At 70.8% G+C, this 24,489-nt stretch carries 10 protein-coding genes; 5 read left to right on the top strand and 5 right to left on the bottom strand.

Annotation, left to right across the window (positions count from 1 at the left end):
* Positions 1-308: 308 nt before the first annotated feature.
* From ACFUEJ_RS02975 to ACFUEJ_RS02960, 4 genes are all read right to left on the bottom strand, one after another.
* The gene (locus ACFUEJ_RS02975; RefSeq protein ID WP_388027483.1) at positions 309-2,069 is read right to left on the bottom strand and encodes a DUF4012 domain-containing protein; all 1,761 of its coding nucleotides are present in this window, start codon (positions 2,067-2,069) and stop codon (positions 309-311) included.
* Complete coding sequence (locus tag ACFUEJ_RS02970; protein ID WP_231742510.1) at positions 2,066-2,689, bottom strand: low molecular weight phosphotyrosine protein phosphatase; 624 nt, start codon at positions 2,687-2,689, stop codon at positions 2,066-2,068. The genes ACFUEJ_RS02975 and ACFUEJ_RS02970 overlap by 4 nt, the downstream gene beginning before the upstream one ends.
* The gene (locus ACFUEJ_RS02965; protein ID WP_388027481.1) at positions 2,683-17,625 is read right to left on the bottom strand and encodes an amino acid adenylation domain-containing protein; all 14,943 of its coding nucleotides are present in this window, start codon (positions 17,623-17,625) and stop codon (positions 2,683-2,685) included. The genes ACFUEJ_RS02970 and ACFUEJ_RS02965 overlap by 7 nt, the downstream gene beginning before the upstream one ends.
* Positions 17,626-18,228: 603 nt before the next feature.
* Positions 18,229-19,293 carry an LLM class F420-dependent oxidoreductase gene (locus tag ACFUEJ_RS02960; RefSeq protein ID WP_068970733.1) on the bottom strand — a complete coding sequence of 355 codons (1,065 nt, stop codon included), beginning with the start codon at positions 19,291-19,293 and terminating at the stop codon, positions 18,229-18,231.
* Between the two features lie 143 nt (positions 19,294-19,436).
* Here ACFUEJ_RS02960 and ACFUEJ_RS02955 point away from each other — a divergent pair, with 143 nt between their 5' ends.
* From ACFUEJ_RS02955 to menE, 4 genes are read left to right on the top strand one after another with little or no spacing between them, the layout of a single operon-like run.
* Positions 19,437-20,732, top strand: a complete 1,296-nt coding sequence (locus tag ACFUEJ_RS02955; RefSeq protein ID WP_137809708.1) for an inorganic phosphate transporter — start codon at positions 19,437-19,439, stop codon at positions 20,730-20,732.
* A gap of 2 nt (positions 20,733-20,734) precedes the next feature.
* Positions 20,735-21,016: a hypothetical protein gene (locus ACFUEJ_RS02950; protein ID WP_065629227.1), complete on the top strand. Its 282-nt coding sequence runs from the start codon at positions 20,735-20,737 to the stop codon at positions 21,014-21,016.
* A 29-nt stretch (positions 21,017-21,045) separates the two neighbouring features.
* Complete coding sequence (locus ACFUEJ_RS02945) at positions 21,046-21,390, top strand: DUF3349 domain-containing protein (protein WP_159370171.1); 345 nt, start codon at positions 21,046-21,048, stop codon at positions 21,388-21,390.
* 38 nt (positions 21,391-21,428) lie between these two features.
* Positions 21,429-22,553 (top strand): o-succinylbenzoate--CoA ligase, encoded by a 1,125-nt coding sequence (menE, locus tag ACFUEJ_RS02940; RefSeq protein ID WP_388027476.1) that lies wholly within the window; start codon positions 21,429-21,431, stop codon positions 22,551-22,553.
* Between the two features lie 42 nt (positions 22,554-22,595).
* Here the strand turns inward: menE and ACFUEJ_RS02935 are convergent, their stop codons facing one another.
* Positions 22,596-23,471 (bottom strand): type IV toxin-antitoxin system AbiEi family antitoxin domain-containing protein, encoded by an 876-nt coding sequence (locus tag ACFUEJ_RS02935; RefSeq protein WP_388027563.1) that lies wholly within the window; start codon positions 23,469-23,471, stop codon positions 22,596-22,598.
* A 146-nt stretch (positions 23,472-23,617) separates the two neighbouring features.
* Here ACFUEJ_RS02935 and ACFUEJ_RS02930 point away from each other — a divergent pair, with 146 nt between their 5' ends.
* Positions 23,618-24,487, top strand: coding sequence for a 1,4-dihydroxy-2-naphthoate polyprenyltransferase (locus tag ACFUEJ_RS02930; protein ID WP_159370170.1), 870 nt, complete (start codon positions 23,618-23,620; stop codon positions 24,485-24,487).
* The last annotated feature ends 2 nt before the right edge of the window (positions 24,488-24,489 follow it).

Here is a 24,489-nt window from a genome sequence, read left to right as displayed (position 1 = left end):
TGCACGGGGCGAGCCCCACTACTGCTCCCTGAGGAGGCCGGAGCTTGCGGAGGCCGTCACGAAGGGTCCTGGCGAGTTGCGTCGCCAACCCTTCGAGGCTCGTCGACCTCGACGCGCTCCTTCGTCGCTTGCTCGGCCCGGCGGCTAACGCTCCTCGCACCTCAGGGAGCAGAAGGGGCCATCGCTTGCACCCCCTAGAACAGCGGTTTTGTGGTTCTTCGGATTAGGGAGCGGGGTGACGCGCCCTCCGCAAGCGCCGGCCTCCTCAGGGGGCAGGGGCGGCCGCGCCCTCCGCAAGCTCCGGGTGCTCAGTTCTCCGGCCCACACGCCGGGACGTCGACGGTGACGGTCGGGTCGTCGACGAGCGGCTGGATCGGGACCTCGGCGTCCCCGTGTGCCGAGGTCGGCTCGTCGATCTTCAGCACGATGGTGGCGGTTTGGCCCGGTGCGATGCCCACGCGGGTCGAGTAGTACGGCCGACCGTGCAGGGCCTGCTCGACGTAGAAGGCCCCGCCCTCGCCGAGGGTCATCTCCTTGAGGACCGCGCCCTTCGTCGCCAGGAACTCGACGTTGGCGAGGTTGGTGCCCTTCTTCACCGACAGTTCAGTCCCGAGGTTGCCGGCGACGTAGTCGGTGGTGTCCGTGGTGTCGAGGGTGTTGGTGAGCTTCACCGTGATCGTCGACTCTCTGGTGTCACCCTCGCACCCGCCCGAGGTGTAGCTGATCTCGCGCCGCAGGAAATAGTCCAGCTTCGTTCCGGACGCATTGCCGATGGCCACCTGCAGATAGGGCGACGACGTGTCGGAGATCTGGTGACCCAGCTTCGTCGACTCGAGGATCTTCTGATCCTCGGCATCGGTGCTGTACACCATGATCCGCCGCTCGTGCACGCCGCGACCGAGCGCCTCGAGCAGATCCCGCGTGCTGCCGCCGGACGTGACGAGTTTGTTCACCACGGCCTGGGAGATGGCCTGCAAGTAGTCCTTTCGCGCGGCGTTGTCGTCCGCGAAGCGCTGATACGCCGTCGACAGCGTGATCGGGACGACGTTGTCGGCGGTGATCTTCTCCCGCCCCACCGACACCGGGCCGACGACCTCCAGGACATACTTCAGCGCGATCGGATCCAGCGCGATCGCCCCGTCGAGTTGGCGGCCGGTCTGAGCGCGCCAGTTCGCCAGCCAGATCTGCGCGGCGTCAGGGAAATGGGCGCTGAGGTTGCCGTTCCGGAAGTCGGTGTAGGGGCGGTAGTAGGAGTAGATCGCGTCGTACTCGGGGCCGAGGTTGATCTGCGGGGTGGCCGGGTCGCGGAACTCCGAATTCGCACCGAGCTCAGGGATGGTCACCCGGCCCCCGGTGGCGTTCAGTACCGCGAAACCGCCGACGAGGCCACCGGTGCCACGGGCCTCGGACGGTGTCTGGAACGCCATGAAGTAGTTGCGCGGACCGTCGGCACCGAGCATCGACGGGACGAGTTCGGCCGCGATGCTCGTCGCCTGCACCGTCGAGTCGGCAGCCTCGACCTGCTCGGCGAGCTGATCCCGGGCATCGGCCACGACGCCCAGCCAACTCGGTTCGATCGCCGAGACCTGGGCAGCCACCGCAGCCGACTGCTCCGCGACCGACTTCAGCGCCGGCTGCGCATCCCGCAGCAGTGCCAGGTTCACGGTGTTGCCCGTGCGCAGGCGATTCGGGTCGAGCACGGTGGCGAGGTCGGCAGCCGGCACCAGCACGTCGGCCGAGAGCGCCGCGACGGCATCGCTCATCTGCTGCACCGACTTCAGCGGCGATCCGACGACCGGCACCGCCGCAGCAGCCGACCACAGGAAACCGTTCGCACGGTCCTGGGCGTCCTCGGCCCGCACCGACGCCGCCTCGGCCGCCTGACGGGCGCCGGCCTGATCGCCGTCGAGCATCAACGCCCGGGCCCTGCTCGCATCCGCGCGCACCGACTCCAGATCGTCGCGGACCTGAAATGCCGAGTACGCCAGCCAGATGAGCGCGGCGGCGACGAGCAGCAGCACCACCGCGACGACCTGGACGACGCGGTTGCCCGCCAGTCGCCGGATCATCGGCTCTCCCCCGTCGCGTGCCGGCCCGGTCGAGTGGCGGAGGCCTGCTCGGCGGACGATTGGCCCGCTCGCTTCGCTCCCGGCGCCGCCAGCCACGTGACCAACGCCTCGACCTTCGGTTCGACCTCGGCGAAGACCCGGTCGAAGTCCTCGCGCGGACGGCCCATCGGGTCGACGATGTCCAGCAGGTCCGAGTTCGGATCCAGGCGTCCGCGCCCGGCGATGATCTCCGGCAGCGCGCCGAGGTCGCAGAGCGCGGCGAACTCGGTCAGCGTGAACACCCGCTTCCAGCGTGCCGGGGCCATCTGCTGCGCGGCGGCACGGTGTTCGCGGCTCATGCACAGCACGAGGTCGGCCTCGGTGAGCATCGGCGGGCGCAGATACCGGGACTCGAACCCCGATGCGTCGTAACCGTTCTCGACCAGGACGGCGGAGGCGTGCGGATGGATGGGCTGCCCGTTGAGCGCTCCGACACCGGCGCTCGACGACGTCACGGGGACACCCGCCCGGCCGGCGAGGCCGGTCAGCACGCGTTCGCCGATCGGTGAACGACAGATGTTGCCCGTGCACACGAACAGGATCGACATCTGCGGCGTCGCCGCTTCGGATCCGGTCACCATTCCTCCTCGATTCTGCGGGCAACCCGCGCCAATACGTCCGGATGCCCCAGCTCTGCGTGCGTCGTGCCGGCGTGCAGCACGTCGACGACGGCCCGTCCGGCCGGATCGACCGCACGCCTCCAGGCGTCCGGGTCCGGGTTGTCCTGCGCCGCAACGTAGAGCACCTTACCGGCGGCCACCGGACGCAGGTCGTAGGAGCGCGCCGCCGCGGCCAGGCCCCTCGTCCGGTCCTCGAAGCGCCGCAGTGCGTCGGGATCGTGCTGCTCGGCCAGGGCACGCAGGGGGTGATCGGCGGCTCGCAGCTCCGCGTCGTCCACCATGGCCAGTTCGGCCGGCGTCCGCGCGTCGAGCAGCACCAGCAGCGCGACCTCTTCGCCGAGTTCGACGAGCCGGCGCGCGATCTCGTGGGCGACGACACCGCCGACGGACCAGCCGACGACCCGGTACGGTCCCTGCGGTTGGGTCGCCCGGATGGCCTCGACGTGCAGTGCCGCGATGCCCTCGATCGTCGTCGGCAGATCCCGCTCGGCGAGTACGAGTTCGGGCAGTTGCAGGCCGAACACCGACGCCGACGGCAGGGACTCACCCAGCGCCCGGAACTGTTCGACGATCCCGGTCGCGGTGTGCACACACCAGACCTCGGGTCGTCGGCCGGTGCCGGGCGACAGCGGCACGACGCGTCGGCCGCTGACGCCGCCTTCCGGGTCGTCGAGCAGCCGGGCGATCTCGGCCGGGGTGCGATGACCGAAGAGCTCCGCCGCGTCGACGACCCGGCCCGTCCGGCGGGCCAGTTCGTCCCGCAACTGCAGCAGGGCGAGCGAATGCCCACCGGCGGCGAAGAAGTCGTCGTCCATGCCGATGGGTGTCCCGGCACCGTCCGCGCCCGCGTGCGGACCGGCCGCCGCGTCACCCAGCACGGCCCGGAAGGCGTCGAGAACCGCTGCCTCGGTGGCGGTTCCCGGTTCGCGCACGGACTCCGACCAGGCCGGTTCGGGCAGTCGGCGTACGTCGATCTTGCCCGCGCCGCTGAGCGGCAGGTCGTCGAGCACGACGACCCGGCTAGGCACCATGTGCCGCGGCAGCGACGACCGGCACGCGGCCCGGAGCTCGGTGGCCGGCACCGACGGTGCCACCACATAGGACACAAGCGCTGGTCCGACCGGACCCGGCCGCAGGACGGTCACCGAGCGCTCGGCGCCCGCCCGCACGATCACCGCGTCGATCTCGGCGGGTTCCACCCGCTGACCCCGGATCTTGACCTGACGGTCCGCCCGGCCGACGTAGACCAGCTCGCCGGTGTCGCGATCCCACCGCACCAGGTCCCCGGTGCGGTAGCGGCGCACGCCGTCGGCGCCGGCGACGAACGTCGTAGCGGTGTGCGCCGGATCACCGAGATAGCCACGGGCGACCCCGGTTCCGCCGATGTACAACTCGCCGACGACACCCGGCGGGACGTGGCGCAGCTGGGCGTCGAGCACCTCGGCGCCGATGCCCGGTCGCGGATGCCCCAGCCGGATCGGTTCGCCGCGCCGGAACGCACTGGTGGACACGGTCACCGTCGTCTCGGTGGGGCCGTAGATGTTGAGAACCTGGGCATGCTCCGACCACACCGCGGCCAGATCGGCCGAGAGTGCCTCGCCGCCGATGTACACCAGGCGCAGCGCACCGATCGCCGCCGGTCGCAGTGTGCGGACGACCGAAGGCGTCGCCGTGAAGACGCTGACCCCGGTGCGGTCGAGGAACCGGGTGAGGTCGTCCCCGCCGGTGATCCCGGCCGGGACCACCACCAGGGTGGCGCCGGCGGCGAGTGGCAACAGCATGTCGTGGAACGTGGCGTCGAATCCCGGACTGATGGCCATCCCGACGCGGTCGTCTGGTTCGACGTCGCCGAGCGAGGCCACGCGGTGTACACCGCGATGGGTGACCCCGACGATGTTCGGGGTCCCGGTGGTACCCGACGTGGTGATGACGTAGGCCAGCGCGTCGCGCGACACCGGTGTGACGGGTTCGGACACAACGGGTTCCGTCGGTTGTGCGGGGATGTCGGCGGGCGTGATCACACTCGCGGACGCGCCGGCGACCACGTGGTCGATCCGGGCCGTCGGGTAGGTGACGTCGACCGGTACGCACACCGCGCCGATCCGGCTCACCGCCCAGATGGCGACGACCGACTCGATCGACCGCGGCACCACGACGGCCACCGCGTCACCGGCACCGAGCCCTCGACGTCGCATCGCGCGGGCGGTCACCGAGACCCACCCGTCGAATTCGCGGTAGGTGAGGGACCGGTGCTCGTCGGCGATGCCGGGACGGTCGCCGTACGCCGCGACAGCCGTCGTGAACAGCTCGGCCAGCAGCGGTTCGGCCCCCGTCGTCGAGGACGCCCGCGCCCGGTCGGCGACGAAGCGTCGTTCGGCGCCGGTCAGCGGCTCGATGGCCGCGAGGCGACGTGACGGCTCCCCCACGACGGCGGCGACCGCGGCGACCACTCGCTCGCCGAGGGCGCGGATCGTGCCCTCGTCGAACAGTTCCCGGCCGTGGTGGACCCGCAACCGCCAGCCGCCGGCGTCGGGCACCGCCTCGACGTGGATGTCGAACTCGCTGCGCGGCGACATCCACGTCGGCGCGCCGGTGTCTGCCGGGTCGGGCCCGGGCATGTCCGGATCGGCCATCGAGAACGCCACCTGTACCAGCGGATGCCGCCCGGGGACGCGCGGCGGGTCGATCAGGGCGACCACATCGTCGAAGGCGATCGCAGCATGATCGAGCGCCGCCAGGTCGTCGTCGCGGACCGCCGTGATCAGCTCGCCGACGGTCATGCCGGGGCGAATCCGGGTGCGCAACACGACGGTGGAGATGAGCATGCCGACCGTGCCGGCGGTGTCGGAGTCGCGGCGCATCGAGGCGGGCGTGGCCAGCGCGATGTCATCGGATCCCGACTGCACCGCGAGGGCCAGCACCAGCGCCGCGTGCAGGATGTGGAACTCGCTCGCCGACGCCCGGCGCGCGGCCGCCGGAATCGCCTGTCCGACCGCATCTTCCAGCAGATACTCGGTCGTCGAGGTCCGCAGGTCCCGAACGACGGGGCGGCGCTGGGCGAGGTCGAGCTCGCCGCTGTGCCCCTCGAGCGCGCGCCGCCAGAAGTCCACCAGGGCAACCCGGGATCGCTCGTCGTCGGCCGCCATCTGCCGGGCGACCGCCGCGAAACCCGTCGGCGCCGGGCCGAGGTCGAGACCCGCCAGCAGCGACGCGAGCTCACGCTGCACGATGCCGGCGGATTCACCGTCCATGGTGATGTGGTGCGCGATCACCACGACCGCCACCGGGGTCACCTGATCGTCGCCGATGACCAGCCACACCCGGACCGGTGGCTCACCGGTGAGATCGAAAGCCTCCCCGAGCATCCCGATCCCCGCGGGCGTCGTGAGCTCGGCCGCACCCACCCGCCGCAGGGACGGGCGCCAGGCGTCGAGAACACGCTGCCGGGGACCGTCAGGTGTCGTGAGATACCGGGTACGGAGCGCGGGATGGCGGTCGACGAGGGCCTCGACCGCGCCGATGACCGCGGACTCGTCGGTTCCGGGCGGCACGGGCACCACCGCGGGCACGGCGTAGATCGGCACCGCTCCGAGCATCTGCGCGCCCACCCACATCCGGCGCTGCGTCGGAGCGAGTTGGAGGTCGCCGAGGTCGGACTCCGACGCGCCGGCCGGCGCGCCGCCTCCCGCATCCGTCCCCTCCGCGGGGAGTTCGGTCACCGCCCGCGCGAGCGCGACCGGGGTGGGGTGCTCGAAGAGCAACCGGGTGGGCACGCGGACGCCGAGCCGGCGCCCCAGCGCGGAGGTCACCCGTGTGGCCGAGAGCGAGGTACCGCCCATCGTGAAGAAGTCGTCGGCGTCCCCCACCGAACCCGGTGAGACCTCCAGCACCTCGGCCATCGCGTCGGCGATCGCCGCGACGAGTGGAGCCGAGGACACCGCATGCGACGGCGCCCCGGCACCAGCCGGCGCCACCGCGGTGCCCGATACCCGTTCGGCCGCAATGACGTCGACGTCCGGTCCGTCGACCTCCGGGAACGGCTGATCGGCATCGGTTGCCGCCGCGACGACCGATCTGCGGAAGTCGTCGAGAAGCGCCTGCGCGACCACGGTCGGGACGGCGGCGGAGTGCACCACCGTGATGTGCAACTCGTCGTCGCGTTCGGCGAGCACGACCTCGACGTCGAACTTGGCGTCCACGGTCTCGGTGTACTCCGGGACCAGCCTGGCGATCACGGCATCCGCCTCGGGACCCGGGCCACCCGCCGACGCTCCGCCGAGCACGACTTCGCCGGAGGACTGGGGCACGACGTCCTGATTGACCAGCAGTATCGAGATCAGCGGGTCCCCGGCCCCCCGGCCATCGGGACGGACCATACGGGCGACGTCCTCATAGGGGACCTCACTGTGCGGCTGGGCGGCCAGGGCGGCATCGCGAGCCCGCACGACGGCGTCGCGGATCGGGAGCTCCGGATGCAGTCGCGTCCGCAGGGCGACGGTGTTGACGAACATGCCAACCACCGACTCCCACTCCGGCGCGTGCCGGCCGTGCACCGGTACGCCGATCAGCAGGTCCCACTCACCGGTCCACCGGCCCAGCACCGTCGCGAGCGCGGCGTGTGCGACCTGGAAGACGCTCGCCGACATCGCTTTCGCGGTCTGGTGCAGTGAATCCGTGCCGACGATCGACGCCGACAACCGCCCGGCGGCAGCGTCGCGCGGCCGCCCGCCGGTGTCCGCGATGCCCGGCAACCGGAGCGGGCCGGGGGCTTCGGCGAGCGTCGACGTCCAGAAACGCAGTTGCCGTGCGTACCTGCTGCGCGGATCGGACGGGTCGCCGAGACGGGCGATCTGCCACTGGGTGAAGTCGGCGTAGGTGAACGCCTCGTCGGCGGGGACCGAGAGCCGCTGGCCGTCGTAGGCACGGAGCAGGTCCGTGAGCAGCACCCGGATCGACCACCCGTCGATCGCGACGTGATGCAGGACCACCGCCAGATGGGTGTGCGGATCCTCCGCCGAGTCGAGCTCGAAGACCGCGGCCCGGAACCCGGTCTCGGACCCCAGATCGAACGGCCGCCGCAGGAAGTCGTCGATGTCCCGACGGAGACCCTCGGGACCCGTCGCGGCGTCGACGAGGCGATGCCGTAGCACCGGACTCCGATGCTCGATCCGGCGCTGCCGTGGACCCGACGGCGAGTCCGGGTGGACGGTCCGGAGGACGGCATGAGCCGCGACCACCTCGTCGACCGCCTTCCGCAGGCGGGCGAGGTCGACACGGCCACTCATCCGCAACACGAGCGGAACATGGTAGGCCGTCGAACGCGGATCGAACTGATGGTGAATCCACATGCGGCGCTGCGGATATGCGAGCGGCAGGAACTCCGGCACCGGGAGTCGGGTGGGTGCCGCGCCGGACTCCACTCCGCTTCCGGCGCCGGTATCACCCGGCCCGGCCAGCAGTTCGTCGACACGTCGCGCGACTCCCGCGACCGTGCGTGCTTCGAAGATCTCGCGGACCCCGATGTCCGCACCGGTCGCCGCCGTCAGCCTCGACGTCACCTGCGTGGCCGACAGCGAGGTACCACCCTCGGTGAAGAAATCGGAATCGGCGTCCAGCGACTGAACGGGACGGTCGAGGACCTCCGCCCACACCGCGGTCACCAGTTCCTCGGTGGCCCCCGACGGCGGCCGCCCGGGGCGGACATCCGAACCCGCTGCCGCACCGGCGAAATCGGGATCGGGCAGCGCCGCCACGTCGATCTTCCCGTTGCGTCCGAACGGCAACGCCGGGACACCGACGATCGCACTCGGGATCATGCTGCGCGGCAACAGGTGCGCGAGCTGACGAGGCAGGTCGGCCACTTCCGCATCGTCTCCGTCGACCACGACCCACGACACGAGGATCTTCTCGCCCGCCGGGGTGGTCCGCGTCGCGGTCACCGAGGTCGCCACGCCGGGCAGCCCCGACAGCGCCGCATCGACCTCACCCGGCTCCAAACGCACGCCGCGGATCTTCACCTGATCGTCGGTGCGACCGTGGATCACGAACGTGCCGTCGGGACGACGGTGGACGAGGTCACCGGTCCGGTACATCCGCCCGCCGGCGCTGAACGGGTCGGTGCTGAACGGATCGGGGACGAACGCCCCGGCCGTCGTCGCCGGGTCGTCGAGATACCCACGGGCAAGGCAGTTCCCGGAAAGGTACAGTTCGCCGACGGTGTGGTCGGGCACCCGTCGCAGCGCACGGTCGAGCACATACATCCCCACACCCACCAGCGGCGCGCCCATGTGAATCGGTCCGCCCGGAGTCGCCGTGTACCGCGCGCTGCTCACCGCCACGGTCGCCTCGGTCGGGCCGTACTCGTTGCTCAGCGTGTGGCCGGCCGTCCACTCCCGGACCAGCCCGGCGCCGAGGGGTTCACCGCCGACCGCCACGTGACGAACACCGGGGAGTTCGTCGGGCCGCAGGGTCGCGAGCACCGACGGGGTGGTCAGCAGGACGCTGACCCGTTCGGCGTCGACGAACTCGGCGAGCTCGTCCGCGGCGATGACATCGGGCGGGCACACGACGATCGTGGCGCCGGCGACCCGCGGGGGCACGAGCCCCATCAGGTGGGCGTCGAATCCGGTTGCATACGTGTGCAACACCGCGTCCGACGAGTCGAGCCGCAATCGGGCCACGGTGTCGCGCGCCCAGTCCGTGAGGCCCCGATGGGTCACCTGCACACCCTTGGGCAGTCCGGTCGTCCCCGAGGTGAAGGTGATGTAGGCGACGTCGTCCACCGACAGCGGGCGCACCCGCTCGGCGGCGGCGAACGGCAGCGAATCCGCCGCATTCGCAACGGAATCGGTATGTCGGGCGAGCAACTCGTCAAGGGCGAGCACCGGGATGCCGCCGGTCACGGATTCCGCGGTCGCCGCGAGGGTGACAACGGCACGCGGTCGGCACCGCTCGATGATCATCTGCCGGCGCCCCGCTGGGTCGGCCGGATCGACGTTCACGAACGCTGCGCCCGCGCGGGCGACCGCGACCGTGGCGAGCACGCCGAAGACCGAGCGCGGCAGCAGGGCGACCACCACGTCCCCCGGACCGATTCCCGCCTCGATGAGCGAGCGAGCCGTGAACGACGCGAGGCGGTCGAGGTCGGAATTGGTGAGCGAGACACCCGGCCCGGGCACCGGATGGCGCCGGTCGACGACCGCGATCGCATCCGGATCGTCAGCGAGCCCACCGGTCAGCAGCTCGTCGAGCGTGTCGAACTCGCGAATCCGGTTCTCCGGCACGGTTTCCAAGACCGTCGTCGAGGCAGCCGGGGCGAGCAGCGCCGCGACCGTCCGGTTCGGCTCGCGGACCCCGCGCCGGATCGTCTCGACGACGAGGTCGCACAGCGCGTCCAGTCTCGCGGCGCTCGCCACCGCATCCGTGCACGTCATCATCAGATGCAGCGCACCGTCCCGGCGGTACATCGACACGTCCACACCGAACAGCGGCACTCCCCCGAAGGCACTCGCGTCCGACGGGACACCCGCTGCCGCAGCCGGACTCGCCGCCACCAGCTCGTCCGGGACGGCGCCGAGGGAAACCTCGAACAGCGGGGTGCCCGCCTTGACCCGACCGGGATCGGCGATCTCGGTGATCTCGGTGAGCGGGAGGTCGGCGTGCGCGAACGCGCCGAGGTCGACCGCGGTGACCGAGGCCAGGAGGTCGACGAACGGCAGGCCGACGTCGATCGGGGTGTGCAGGGGTACGGCACGGGCGAACAGCCCCGGCACGGAGACCAGGCGCGGGTCGATCCGCCCGGACAGGGCGGTGCCGATCGTGACCGCCTCGGCGTCGGATTGCCTTGTCAGCACCGCCGCGAGCGCGGTGTGCACGACGATGAACGGAGTGCTGTGTCTGGCCACCGCCAGTTCGTCGAGTGCTCCGGTCTCGGTGCGGTCGAGCGCCCGGTGCGCACGGTGCACCACCGCTCGTTCCGGCGCGGACGGATGCGGGGCCGCCGGGTTCAGTTCGGGCAGGCGCAGTGGTTCGACGGCCCGATCGAACGCCGAGACCCAGTGCGCGACGAGCTCGGTCCGCCGGGCGGCCAGCGACCCGGCTCGCCACGCCGAGTACTCCTGGTAGTCGACATCGGCGGGTGCCGGGAGGGTCCCGGACAGGGCGTATCGCAGCTCTGCGAACAGGATGCCGAACGACTCGCCGTCGACCGCGATGTGGTGCGCGACGACGAGAAGCCAGGTCTGCCCGTCCACCGCGCAGATCCGTACCCGCCAGGGCAGTTCGGCGGCCAGGTCGATCGGCGTGTGCAGCGCACCCAGCGCGGCGTCGACCGACTCGACGTCCGCGACCGAGACCGTCTGCGCCAGTTGCGCTCTCAGTTCACCCGCGACAAGGTAGTCGGGTCGGCGACGCTGCACCGGGCCGTCGGGACCCGACGGGAACACGGTGCACAACGCGTCGTGCCGCGTCACGATCTCGAGCAGGGCACGGCGCAGCTCGTCGGGGCCGGCGTCGATCGGGAGGGCGAGCGGCATCAGATACCCGGTGAAGTCCGGCTCGGTGCGCCACCGGAGCCACAGATCCATCTGCTCGGGGGTGAGCGGCAGATCCACCCCGTCAGCGGCTGCGAAGTCGGCGAGACCGGTCCGGGAGCCGTCGGCGATCGTGCGTCCCGAACTCGCCGCGGACTCGATGTGCGCGGCGAGTGCGGCCACCGTCGGGTGGGCGAACACATCGGCGACGGAGACATGGTCGCCCGTGCCCGTCAGCGTGGCCGCGAGTCGTGCTGCCGACAGCGACGTCCCTCCGGTCGCGAAGAAGTTGGTGTCCGCGGCGACCACGGCATCCGTGCCGATCACGGCACGCATGGCGTCGGCGACGGTCTGCTCGACCGGTGTCAGTGCTCGGGTCGATCCCGTCGGCACCTCGGGCAGCAGTTCCGTGAGCCGGTGGCGGTCGAGTTTGCCGGTCGGGGTCATCGGCCAACCGTCGACGATCGCGACCCGCGTCGGGATCATGTGCGCCGGGAGCCTGTTCGCACAGGACACGAGGATCTGCTCCGCGGAGAGGGCGTCCAGCACATCGAAGTCGGCGAGGCCGTCCTCGGTGACGAATGCGAGCAGCCGTTCCTCGCCGCGGCGGCTGCCCGGGTCGAGGAGCACGCGCGCGTCGCCGACGCCGGGGTGCTCGCGCAGCACCGACGTGATCTCACCGAGTTCGATGCGGTGCCCGCGGATCTGGACCTGGTCGTCGCTGCGGCCGAGATAGACCATGCGGCCGCCGGCGATCTCGCGTACGCGGTCGCCGGTACGGTACATCCGGCGGCCAATGCCGCGCGGGTCGGCGACGAACCGCGAGGCGGTCGTGGCCGGGGCGTTGTGATAGCCGAGCGTGACCTGATCGCCGCTCACGTACAGTTCGCCGATGGCGCCCACCGGAACCGGGCGTAGGTCGCGGCCCAGGATCGCCGTCGAGACGCCGTCCAGCGGGACACCGATGTCGCTCCGGGCGTCGTCGACATCGACGTCGACCGCAGTGAGGTGCACGGTCGTCTCGGTGATGCCGTACATGTTGACCAACCGGACGTCCGGATGCGCGGCCGACCACTCCCGTAACAGCCCCGGCGACAACGGTTCGCCACCGAAGACGACGGCTCGCAACGCGGGTGATCCGGCGTCCGGGGCGACGGCGGCCACCGTCGGGTCGATGAGGTTGCCGAACGCCGTCGGGGTCTGCGAACAGACGGTGACCCCGTACCGGTCGATCGCCGCCGCCAGCAAGCGCGGGTCGAGCACGGTGGCGCGCTCCAGTACGACCACGGCACCACCGGAGGCCAACGGCCCCAGGATCTCCCAGACGGAGAAGTCGAACGCGTAGGAGTGCACCCAGCTCCACACGTCGTCGTCGGACGCGGCGATCGTGTCCAGCGCGGCGCCGAGCATGGCCGCCAGATTCGCGCGGGTCACCAGGACGGCTTTCGGTACACCGGTGGAGCCGGAGGTGTGGATCACGTAGGCGCCACCCGGAACCGGTTGTGCACGTTCGCCCGTCGCGACGGCGCGCACCGCCGGCCCGGCTTCGATGACCGCGACGGGAGCGGTGGCGTCGACGATCAGCTCCGTCCTCGACGGCGGATCGTCGGGTTCGATGGGCACGTACACCGCGTCGGCCAAGAGCACCGCGACGATCGCGATCACGGGCTCGGCGCTCCGGGGCAGCGACAGCGCGACTCGGTCGCCCGGTTGTACCCCGTTCTCCCGCAACGTGTTCGCGAGGGACTCGGCGCGACCGAGCAGATCCCGGTAGGTCAGAATCGCGTCGTCGGCGATCACCGCGGCGGCGTCCGGCTTCGCCTGCGCACGGCGTCGCAGGGCATCGATCGGGTCGACGGGAGTGGTCCGGCGGCTGCGGTCGGAGAGCGCCCGGGCGGCGGGAACCGGGACGCACCCCGCGACGACCGAGTCGGGCGTCGCGACACCGAGCGCGGCGACCGTCTCGACGAAACGGTCGAGCAGGTGGCCGGCAACCATCGGGTCGACCCGGCGTTCGGCGACGGTCAGCGAGACCGACAACCCGTCCGGCTCGTCGAAGACGGTCAATTCCAATGCGGTTCGCGCCTGGCCGGCGGCCAAGGTCTGGACCTCGGCGAACACCGCCGGGTCGGCGACGTCGGGCCGGGAGGCGTGATAGGCGAAGATGACATCGGCGAGCCCCGTCGGTGCCGCGTCGGCGTGGGTGATCGCCGCCGTCAGGTCCGCGCCCACGCGGGCGAGGGCCTCCGCAACGCTGCGGCGCCGCACCCCGGTGATCCGCACCGGTACCGTCTCGACGAACATGCCGACCGGGCGTAGTTCCTCGGTGGTGAATCGTCCTGAGACCGGCACCGACAACACGAAGTCGTCGGAATCCGAGTACTCGGCCAGTACGGCCGAGAGCGCCACGCACAGCATCGTGTTGAGCGTCGTCCCGTAGTCGCGTGCACGAGCAGCGGCACGGTCCCGGGCCCCACGGTCGACGTCACGACGCAGGACGGTCGCCGGACCGGAGGTGAGTCCCGCCGGCACCGGTTGCGCCGGCTCCGGCAGCACGAGGCGAGAAGGGGCCTCCCGCAATGTCTTCGCCCAATAGACCTCGGCCGCCGCATCCACCGCGGCCGGCCGCGCGGACAGCGCGGCACTGAAGGCCACCGCGTCCTCGGTCCACACCGGAGTCGCACCGTCGAGACGAGCACGCAGTGCATGCGCGAAGTCGTCGACGACGGTGTGCAGCGACCACTCGTCGATCGCGATGTGGTGGGCGACGAGTGCGAGCTCGGTCCGTTCGCCGGTCTCGTCGACGACCGCACGCCACGGCAGGTCCACCGTCAGGTCGAAGGGGGCCGCGACGGCGAGGTCGATGCCGGTCGCGTCGAGGGTGGCCGCGGTCATCGGCGCGGCCACACTCGCCTCGTCGACTCCGCGGACGACCGCGACCGGCTCCCCGCCGTTGTCGGGGTACACGGTCCGCAGCGCCTCGTGCCGCGCCGCGACGTCGATGAGTGCGGCGCGGACGACTTCGGCCGAGATACCCTCGGCGAGAACGACATGCACCGGCAGGTGATAAACGGTCGCCTGCCGGTCGGCGCGATTGAGCAGCCAGATCTCCTGCTGCGCGCGGGTCGGCCGGTAGCGGACGGTGCCCGCGGGATCACCCGGCGCGGCGCGGCGCGGCGCGGAGGCCTCGAGGACGGCGGCGAGTTCGGCGAGGGTCGTGACATCACCGAGATCGCGCACGCTGACGACGACCTGCAAGGTGTCACCGAGGTGCGTGGCCAGTTGCATGAATCCCAGTGACGTGGCGCCGAGCTGGACCAGTTCGTCGTCCAGGGACGGGTCGGGCACGCCGAGGACGGACGTCACCGCGTCGGCAACGGCGCGTTCGATCGGCGTCGACGGACGGCGGCGCGCGGCGGGCGTTTCGGGCGCCGCGGCGATCAGCCCGGCGGCGGCAGACCGGTCGACGCCGCCGAACCCGTCGAGCGGTACCGCATCCAGGATCGTGACCCGGCGAAGCCACAGCACCGCCGGGAGTTCCGCGTTGACCCGGCGCCGAGCCGCCGCCCGAATCCGTTGCGAATCAAGGGGTTCGGTCGCCTCCGACGACGCGGAACGGGCGGGCACGAGTCCGAGCGCGAGCCCGTCGCCGTCGCCGTCGCCGTCGCCGAGTACGGTCGCGGTCGCGGCCGCAACACCGGGGACCTCCGCGGCGGCACGTTCGAGCAGTGCGAGATCGACTCGGATGCCGTCGATCTCGACGATCTCGCCGGCACGGTGATCGACGACGAGAAGTCCCGTCCCCGGTTCGAGGTGCCCGCGGTCGCCGGTGACCAGCATGCGCCGGCCGGGATGCCACGGACAGGCGACGAGCGTCGTCGAAGTACGCATTCCGTCTCCGGCGAAGTACTGTGGCACAACGCTTCCCACGACGTACACGTCACCGGTAATGCCGGGCGGGAGGGGTCGTAGACGGTGGTCGAGGATCGCGATGCCGACGCCGTCGCGCGGGTGTCCACTCGGGAGGGGCCGGTCGATCGGCTGGTCGGAACGGACCCGGTTCGCTGCGGTGTAGGGGCCCAGCACGCCCCGAGGGCTGTAGGCGGTCCGCACATCGCGGCCCGCGGCGTATCGGACGGCCGGTGCCGGCGCGGCGCCGGCGTCGACGATCAGCACCGTCGTCCCGGCGCCGTGCTGCGGGTCGTCGACAAGCAGCCCGGAGGGCACGATCCGGTGCGTCACGCCGGCGGCGTCGGTCTCGACGAGCCGCAACCCGTGGGCGGCACCGGCGACGATCTCGAGGTGGGCCGCCCAGGAGGCCGTCGGCGCCGTGACCGCCAGCTGTCCTTGTCCCGCGTCGGATACGTTGTGGCCGATTGTTTCCGGCGCGAACAGGCCGTCAACGATGAGCACGGACACGGCCCGCTGCGGGAGTGCGACGACACCCTCGGCGCCGACGGCGAAGCAGGCGGTGTCCTCCGGACGGGACGACGCGGGCTCCGCCGACGGCGCGACGCCGGTCAGTCCGGACAGGGTGTGCACGTCCTCCGCGCGGACGCCGGCCGGCACGTCCGCATCGTCGTCGGCGATCACCAGCACGCCGGACACCCCCGGGACATCCGGCGACACCGAGTGCGGTGCTGCGGGATCGAGCAGGATCACGGCGGCCCCCGTCGCCGCGACGGCCCACCACGACAGCACCCGGTCCGCGTTTGGCCCGACCAGGACGCCGACCGCCGAGCCGGGTCGCGCTCCGAGCGTGCGCAACCGGGCGCCGAGGTCGCGAGCCCGCGCGTGCAGCTGCTCGAAGGTCAGCAGCGATGCGTCCGAGGATGTTCCAGAGACCTCGACGGCGGGTTCATGCCGGTGCCGCAGCGCGACGTCTGTGAGGGCCGTCCAGACGGTGCCCGCGTCCGGCGCCTCGTTCGCCGTCAGCGCACGCGCCTCACCGGCCGGGGTGTCGGAGAAACGCAGCGGCAGGTCGTCGACGCGGGTGTCCGGCGCCCGGAGGAGCGCATCGGCGAACGTGTCGAGCATCGACAGGAACTGCCCGTGGTGTTCGGCGACCTCCGCGTCGTCGTACCGGTTGGGGTTCGCCTCGACGCCGATCATCAGCGACGAATCCTGATCCTCGCCGGGTACCGGGTAGATGTTGATCGTCAGGTCGTCGGCTGGGCCGACGGTCAGGATGTGAAACGTGGCTCGTGCTTCGCCGCAGGGGAATTGGCGGTCGAACAGCATCAGGTTGAGCATCGGCCCGGAGCGTTCCTGAGCCGCCGTGCGGGGTGTCGCCCCGGAGGACTCGTCGGCGGCGAGGTCGGCCCAGATGTCCTCGCCGCGGTAGCGCTGATGTCGCAGTGCGCCCATGAGCGCGGCCTGGGTGGACGCGAGCGCGTCGGCGACGCTGCCCGATCCGGTGACCCCGGTGCGCAGCGGCACGATGTTGGCGACCGGGAGCGGGGTGGCACGCAGCGCCGCGGTCGTCCGCGCGGCGACCGGGAACTGGAAGATCACTTCGTCGCCTTGCGCGGCCGCGCGGCCCAGATAGGCCGCGAAGGCGGCGACGAGAACGTTGGGCAGGATCGTCGAACCGTGTTGTGCCGCCGCACGCAACCGCGCCATCGTGTCGGCGGGCACTGCGGAGGCGACGCGCCTGGCAACGGCTGCGGGACGCCCCGGGCGGTGCGCCAGGGTCGCGGCGATCCCGACGCCCGCCATGTTCTCCCGCCAATACGCGCGGTCGGTGGCGAAGCGCTTCGACTGGCGGTACTCGGCGTCGGCGCGGGCCGGAAGGTCCAGGTCGACCGGCTTCTGGGGCGGCGCGGGCTCGCCGGTGACCGCCGCGTGATAGGCCGCGAGGGCCTCGACCATCCGGTCCTTGCCGCCCATCCCGTCCGAGAGCAGGTGATGACCGCGGTTGTAGACCAGCGCCTTGTCGTCGGACAGCCGGAACAGGCACCCGCGTGCGGTCCGGTCCACCCGGGGGTCGAGGGGTCGCGAATAGTCCTGCGCCATCATCTCCTCGGCGACGGCGCGCGGGTCCGGCCGGTCACGAAGATCGATGATGTCGGCCCAGTAGTGCAGGGCGGGGTCGTACACGCCGACCAGCCCGTCCTCGGTGTCGACGAACCGGAGCTGGGTGAACTGCGCGCGCTGCACCACCGTGCTGGTCGCCCGCACGAAGAGTTCGGCGTCGATGGGACCGTCGATCTCGACGTACTGGGCGACGTTGATCGGCACATCGAGCGCCGCCTGCTGGGTGAACCACAGCGATCGCTGGGCCGCGCTGAGGGTGAAACGACGCGGGGCGTCGGGGTCGGAGGGACCCGACGGGGCCACGAACTCGCGCTTGGACGAATCGCTCATACGACGACCCGGCCTCTACGCGTGCGGCCGGGGAGAACGGGGCTCACGGGGCGGGCCGACCGTCTGATCCCCCCGGTCCCAGAAATGCCATGCCACACCCAGCCGTGCATGAAAAAGGCATGCGTCGGCCGCGAGATCGAAACACGGGCGTCGTCGAATTCAACGCCTTGCCTCACCACTCACCATGTGCCGTCCTCTTGTCACGCCGATCCGTTGCCGCCGGTCGCGTGGTGATTCTCATCATCGACGCGTCACCGGGGCGAACGGCCATTTCCCGACACTGTCATCGCGACGGCCGCTCGGCGTGAAACCGATGCGGGCCGAGCGGATGACAAGAGCCTATGGGACGGGTTGTCGCCTCACAACTCGGGGGGAACGCCGTTACTGACGCTAATCGATGTGAACGGAATGGTATTTCGCGCGACCTGCGACGGGATTCGGAAACACCGTGAATGCACACCCGAATTCACGGTCGGCAGAACAACGTCGAAGTGTAGTGAAATGTCTCGGAATTGCACCCGAGGAGCAAAGACCGAGAAAGGAAAACGACGGCCGTGCGTACACGGGCCGTCGTTTTCCGGACAACAATCGCCGATCGCGCGATCAGCCCCCGAAGATGTCGCGCAGGTGCTCGACCTCGGTGACGCGCTCGGCGTGGGTCGGCGCGGTGGGCGAGGCCAGGATGCACGTGACACCGGCCTCCCGGAACGCCGCGACCCGCTCGGCCACCTGGGCCTTGGAACCGATCAGCGACATCGACGTGACGAGGTCCTCGGGGACCGCGGCGGCGGCCTCCATCTTCTTGCCGTCGAGGTAGAGGTCCTGGATCAGCTTCGCCTCGTCGGTGTAGCCGTAGCGGATGGCGAGCTGGTTGTAGAAGTTCTTCCCACGGGCGCCCATCCCGCCGATGTACAGGGCGGCATGATGGCGCACGAGCTGCTTGGCGTTGTCGATCTGCTCGGCGTCGTCGGAGATGCGGGCGGTGGCCTGGACGACGATGCCCAGATCCCCCAGCGACGGATCGCGCTTGGCCTTGCCCGCCGCCAGCGACTCACCGAAGGCCGCGTCGATCTGCTCGGGGTGGAACAGGATCGGCTGCAGCTCGTCGAACATCTCCGCGGCCAACTCGATGTTCTTCGGGCCGATGGCGGCGAGGAGCAACGGGATGTTGTCGCGTACGGGGTGATTGATGATCTTCAGGGACTTGCCCAGTCCCGAGCCGCCATGCTCCTCGTCGAGCGGCAACGTGTAGTGCTTGCCCTGGTAGTTCAGCTTCTCGCGGCGCCAGACCATCCGGCAGATCTCGGCGTGCTCGCGGGCGCGTCCCAGCGGGTAGTCGTACTTGACGCCGTGGAATCCCTCGATCACCTGCGGACCGGATGCGCCGATACCGAGCACCGCGCGACCGCCGCTGATGTAGTCGAGGCCGGCCGCGGTCATCGCCAGGTTGGTGGGCGTCCGCGAGTACATCGGCAGGATCGCGGTCTGCAGTTCCATCGTCTCGGTCTTGGCCGCGATGTACCCCAGCTGCGAGACGGCGTCGAAGCTGTAGGCCTCCGGAACCGCGATGCGCTGCACGCCCGCGGCTTCGAAGTCCGCGAGGTTGTTGATGGTCTCGCGGAAGTCGCCCGCGTAGTTGATCGGCATGCCCAGCTTCATCGATGTCATGCCGACGGATTCTTCCACAGCGGCGACCGGTTTCCGAGGGTCTGTTGAACGTTCGATAGGTCGGCCCCGGCCGGGGACCCCGCGCACCGGAACTGTGCCCGATGTTTAGGTAAATGAGGGCGGTAGGTCCCACAATCGTCACCATGAGCGGCGAGATGCTGATCCTGGTGCTGTTGGTGGTCACAGCCCTCGGCTTCGACTTCACCAACGGCTTCCACGACACCGGCAACGCGATGGCGACGTCGATCGCCACCGGCGCCCTGAAGCCGAAGGTCGCGGTCGGGCTGTCGGCGTTGCTCAACCTGGTCGGCGCCTTCCTGTCCGTGGAGGTCGCGGCGACCATCACCAAGGACGTGCTGAACATCCAGCAGACCTCGGGACCCGACGCCGGGGAGCTGGTGGCCGGCTTGTCGGCGACGACGGCGCTGCTCATCATCTTCGCGGGCCTGATCGGCGGCATCCTGTGGAATCTCTTCACCTGGCTGTTCGGGCTGCCCTCGAGTTCGTCCCACGCCCTGTTCGGCGGGCTGATCGGTTCGGGCCTGGCCGCGATCGGTGTCAGCGGGATCAACTGGTCCGGGATCACCTCCAAGATCCTCATCCCCGCGCTGGCCGCACCGGTCATCGCCTGTCTGGTCGCGGCGTGCGGAACCTGGCTGGTCTTCGCGATCACCCGCCGGATCGCCGACCGGCAGAAGGAGGACGGCTTCCGCTACGGGCAGGTCGCCACCGCATCGCTGGTCTCGCTGGCCCACGGCACCGGAGACGCCCAGAAGACGATGGGTGTCATCGCGATGGCCCTCATCGCCACCGGACACCTCGAGGCGTCGAGCGTCAGCCACGGACTCCCCTTCTGGGTGGTGTTCAGCTGCGCCGCCGCCATCGCGATCGGCACCTACCTGGGCGGCTGGCGGATCATCCGCACACTCGGCAAGGGACTCGTCGAGATCACCTCGCCGCAGGGCATGGCCGCCGAGGCGTCGTCGGCCGCCATCATCCTCACCTCGAGTGCCGCGGGCATGGCGCTCTCGACCACCCAGGTCGCGACCGGCTCCATCCTGGGTTCGGGGGTCGGCCGCAAAGGCGCCCAGGTCCGCTGGTCGGTCGCCGGCCGGATGGCCGTCGCCTGGGTGACGACCCTGCCCGCCGCCGGCGCGGTCGGTGCCGCCTGCTACTTCCTCGCGCACCTGTTCGGCGACGTCACCGGGGCCCTCATCATCTTCGCGATCCTGGTCGTCGCGTCGGGCTACATGTACTGGCGCGCGCAGGAGAACAAGGTCGACCACGAGAACGTCAACGACGCCTGGGAGGGCGAGGCCCTCGCGGGCGAGGAGTGGGAGGAAGCGGTCGCCACCGAGACGGACGACACGACCCTCCCGCTGCCACCGGTCATCCCGGCCGAGATCATCGTGCAGCACGACCCGGAGAGGAGCGCCTGAGAATGGAGACGTTCGAGGCCATCGGCAAGGTCCTCATCGTCGGACTGGTACTGGGAGCGGGACTGCCCGCGCTGTTCGCAGTCGGGTTGCGTCTGCGGTCCCTCGCCGAGGGTTCCGTCGCCGCCGACGGAACGACCTCCGATCCGCATCCCGCGCTGAAGCCCGTGGCGTATCTCATCTTCGGCGTCGTCATCCTGGTGATCGTCGTCGGGATCCTCTGGATCACCCGGCAGACGATCTTCTACTACACCGGCGTCAAGATCTTCCCGTTCGGCTACAAGTGATCGTCCCCGCTTCTGATCGGAGACACCCCGTGGACCGCCCGACACTTCTGCAGAAGGTCGTGGAGTGGTTGCGCGCCGGCTACCCCGACGGCGTCCCGCACAACGACTACATACCGCTCGTGGCGCTGCTGCGCCGGCAGCTGACCGACGACGAGGTGAGCCAGGTGTCGGCGGAGCTGGCCCGCGAGTCCCCGCCGCCACCCGAACCGATATCGCGGATCGACGCGGCGGTGAAGATCACCCACTACACCCATGAACTGCCGCACGAGGACGACATCGCGCGGGTACGCGCACACCTCGTCGCCCGCGGATGGCCGTTCAGCGACGACCCCGATCCTGATGGGGACGGTCCGACCGATGGGGACCTGCCCTGAGGACCCTGCGAACCCTGCCGCTGCCGTCGACCGCCGCCGTGCTCGACCACGTCGACGACCTCCGGGCGATCCTCGACGGTTCCTCGGCCTTCCTGCCCGTGCCCGACGACGCCCGCGCCGCAGCCGAACTCGCCTCGGCGCTGCAGGTGGGCGCACCCATCGACGACCCCGTGTCCCTCGTGGTCTCGACATCGGGGTCGACGGGCACCCCCAAGGGCGCGCAACACACTCCGGCGACCCTCGCCGCGTCGTCGCGGGCCACCGCCGATCATCTGGGCGGGCCGGGCAACTGGCTGCTGGCGCTGGCCCCGCACCACATCGCCGGCCTGCAGGTCCTGCTCCGCGCGCTGACCGCCGGGCAGACGCCGGTGGTCCTGGACATGCGGGCCGGTTTCGATCCCGAGGTCTACGCCCGCGCCGTACGCGACTTCGAAGGTCCGCGGCGATACACCTCGCTGGTGCCCACCCAACTCGTCAAGGTTCTCGACCAGCCCGCCGCGACCGCCGCCTCGCGGGAGCTCGACGCCATCCTCGTCGGCGGTGCGGCGACCCCGAAACCGTTGTGGGACAGAGCGGTCGACGAAGGTCTGCCGGTCGTCGCGACATACGGGATGAGCGAGACCGCCGGAGGGTGCGTCTACGACGGGCGGCCCCTCGACGGCGTCGCGGTCCGCATCGCCGATCCGGCACCCGACGGGGTGGGGCGCGTACTGCTCGGCGGTCCGGTCGTCGCCTCCGGCTATCGCAATCTGCCCGACCATCCGGCCTTCGCCGAGCCGGGCTGGTTCCGCACCGACGACCTCGGCCGCGTCGACGACGCCGGACTGCTCTCGATCGTCGGCCGCGCCGACGAGGCCATCTCGACCGGCGGGCTGACCGTCGTACCGCAGGTCGTCGAGGCCGTGATCGCCGACGACCCGGCGGTCGCCGAATGCGTCGTCGTCGGACTCCCCGACGACCGGCTCGGCGAGGCGGTCACCGCGTTCGTCGTCGTCCGTCCCGGAGAACGCCTCGACGTCAACCGCATTCGCGATTCGGTCACCGAGCGGCTCGACAAGTACGCGGCCCCCAGGCGGGTCGTCGAACTCGACGCCCTCCCCCTCCGCGGACCCGGCAAGTACGACCGACGCGCCTTGCGGGCCCGCTTCGGTGCGCAGATGTAGTGTGTCGTCGCGCCTGGCGCAACGATGTGCGACAACTGCAGTTCAGGCGGCGGTCGCAAGTGCCTGGGAGATCGACGTCGCGACGTACTCCGCTCGGTCGCGGAGGTCACCCCAGGTGTAGTTCAGCACCGTCCAACCCGCCGCGAGGAGCGCATTGCGTCGGGTGCGGTCACGCTGGAACGTCTTCGAGTCGCGGTGGAAGGCGAACCCGTCGATCTCCACCGCCACCATCCGGTCGAGGAAGGCGAAGTCGATCTCGTACCCACAGGTCGGATGGTTCGCCACCCACCCTTCGATACCCGCGGTCCGGAGGATCGTGACAGCGAGACGCTCGGCGGCCGACCGCGCACCCGATTCCAGCAACTCGACCATCGGACCCATGTCCGCCGCGCCGACGCACCGGCGCCGCCGCTCGTAGGCTTCGACGAGACGCTCGACCGTGGTGCGCCGCTGCTGCAGCGCAGCATCGATGACCTCGACGCCGCCCTCAACCGCACCCTCCAAAGCCGACAACGCGACCCCGGTGACCGGTAGCCCGTCCCGGGTCAGCACGTCGGCGTCGGCGAGAGCGCGGTTGAGAATCCGGACTCCCGTCACCGGATGACCGTGGCGGCCGCGGAGAGCGGTGACCGTGGGCAAGGCGGGTGGGGCTTCGACGATCCCATGCCACCATGCGGCAGCGAGTCCCGAGAGGACCCCGTGAGTGCCGACGGCCAGCGTCGCGGTCCGGATTCGCGTGCGGTCGGTCTCGGGGTGGTCGGCGAGCCGATAGACACGAGGATGCACCGATACCCACTCGCCGGCCCGCACCCGACGGTGCACCGCCGACCGGTTGATGCCGTGTCCGCGGGCATCGGCAACGGTGAACACGCCGTCCTGGTCGAGGGCGAACGCCCGAAAGTCCGGCGGAAGATGCATGACCTTCAGACGCACCTGCGCCGCAACCGGTTCCATCGCTCGACGTCCCCCGCAGATGTAGTGTGTCGTCGCGCCAGGCGCCACGAAGTTCTACACCTGCCGGGCAGCCGCCGGCTCGCGCGCGCGGCCGTGACACGATGAACCCCGTGGCTACCCCCTCGCAGTGGATCCAGGGCGCTCGTCCGCGCACGCTCCCCAACGCGATCGCGCCGGTCGTGGTCGGTGTCGGCGCGGCGGCGCACTCCGGCGACGTCACGTGGTGGAAGTCCGTACTCGCGCTGGCGGTGGCCGTCGCGTTCATCATCGGCGTGAACTTCGCCAACGACTACTCCGACGGCGTGCGGGGGACCGACGACGACCGGGTCGGTCCGATGCGCCTGGTCGGGTCGGGCGCCGCCTCGCCGAAGGCCGTGAAGACCGCCGCGTTCCTGTGCTTCGGGATCGGCGCGGTCTGCGGGCTCGTCCTCGCCATCGCGACGGCGTGGTGGCTCGTGCTGGTCGGCGCGATCTGCATCGCCGGCGCCTGGTTCTACACCGGCGGCAAGCGCCCATACGGCTACGCCGGCTGGGGCGAGGTCGCGGTGTTCACCTTCTTCGGGCTCGTGGCCGTCCTCGGCACCCAGTTCGTCTCCGCCGGCCGCGTCGACTGGGTCGGACTGGCCGGCGCGATCGCGATCGGCGCGATCTCGAGCAGCGTGCTGGTCGTCAACAACCTCCGAGACATCCCCAGCGACACCGAATCCGGCAAGATCACCCTCGCCGTGCGCCTCGGTGACGCCCGGACCCGGATCCTGTTCGCCGTGCTTCTCCTGACTCCGCTCGCGATGAGCGTGGTCCTGGCGTTCGCGACCCCCTGGGCGCTGCTCGGACTGGTGACGTTCCCACTGCTGTGGCAGGCCTACGCCCCGGTCCGAACCGGGGCGGCCGGACCGGGACTGATCCCGTCGATCGGGACGACCGGCAAGGCGATGCTCGCCTGGGCGGTCGTCACGGCGGTCTCGCTCGCGCTCACCTGACG

Source organism: Gordonia sp. NPDC057258 (genome assembly GCF_042668985.1).
GTDB classification, from domain to species: Bacteria; Actinomycetota; Actinomycetes; order Mycobacteriales; family Mycobacteriaceae; genus Gordonia; species Gordonia hongkongensis.
Note: the sequence above shows the minus strand (reverse complement) of the source record. Positions and strands in the feature narration are given on the sequence as shown.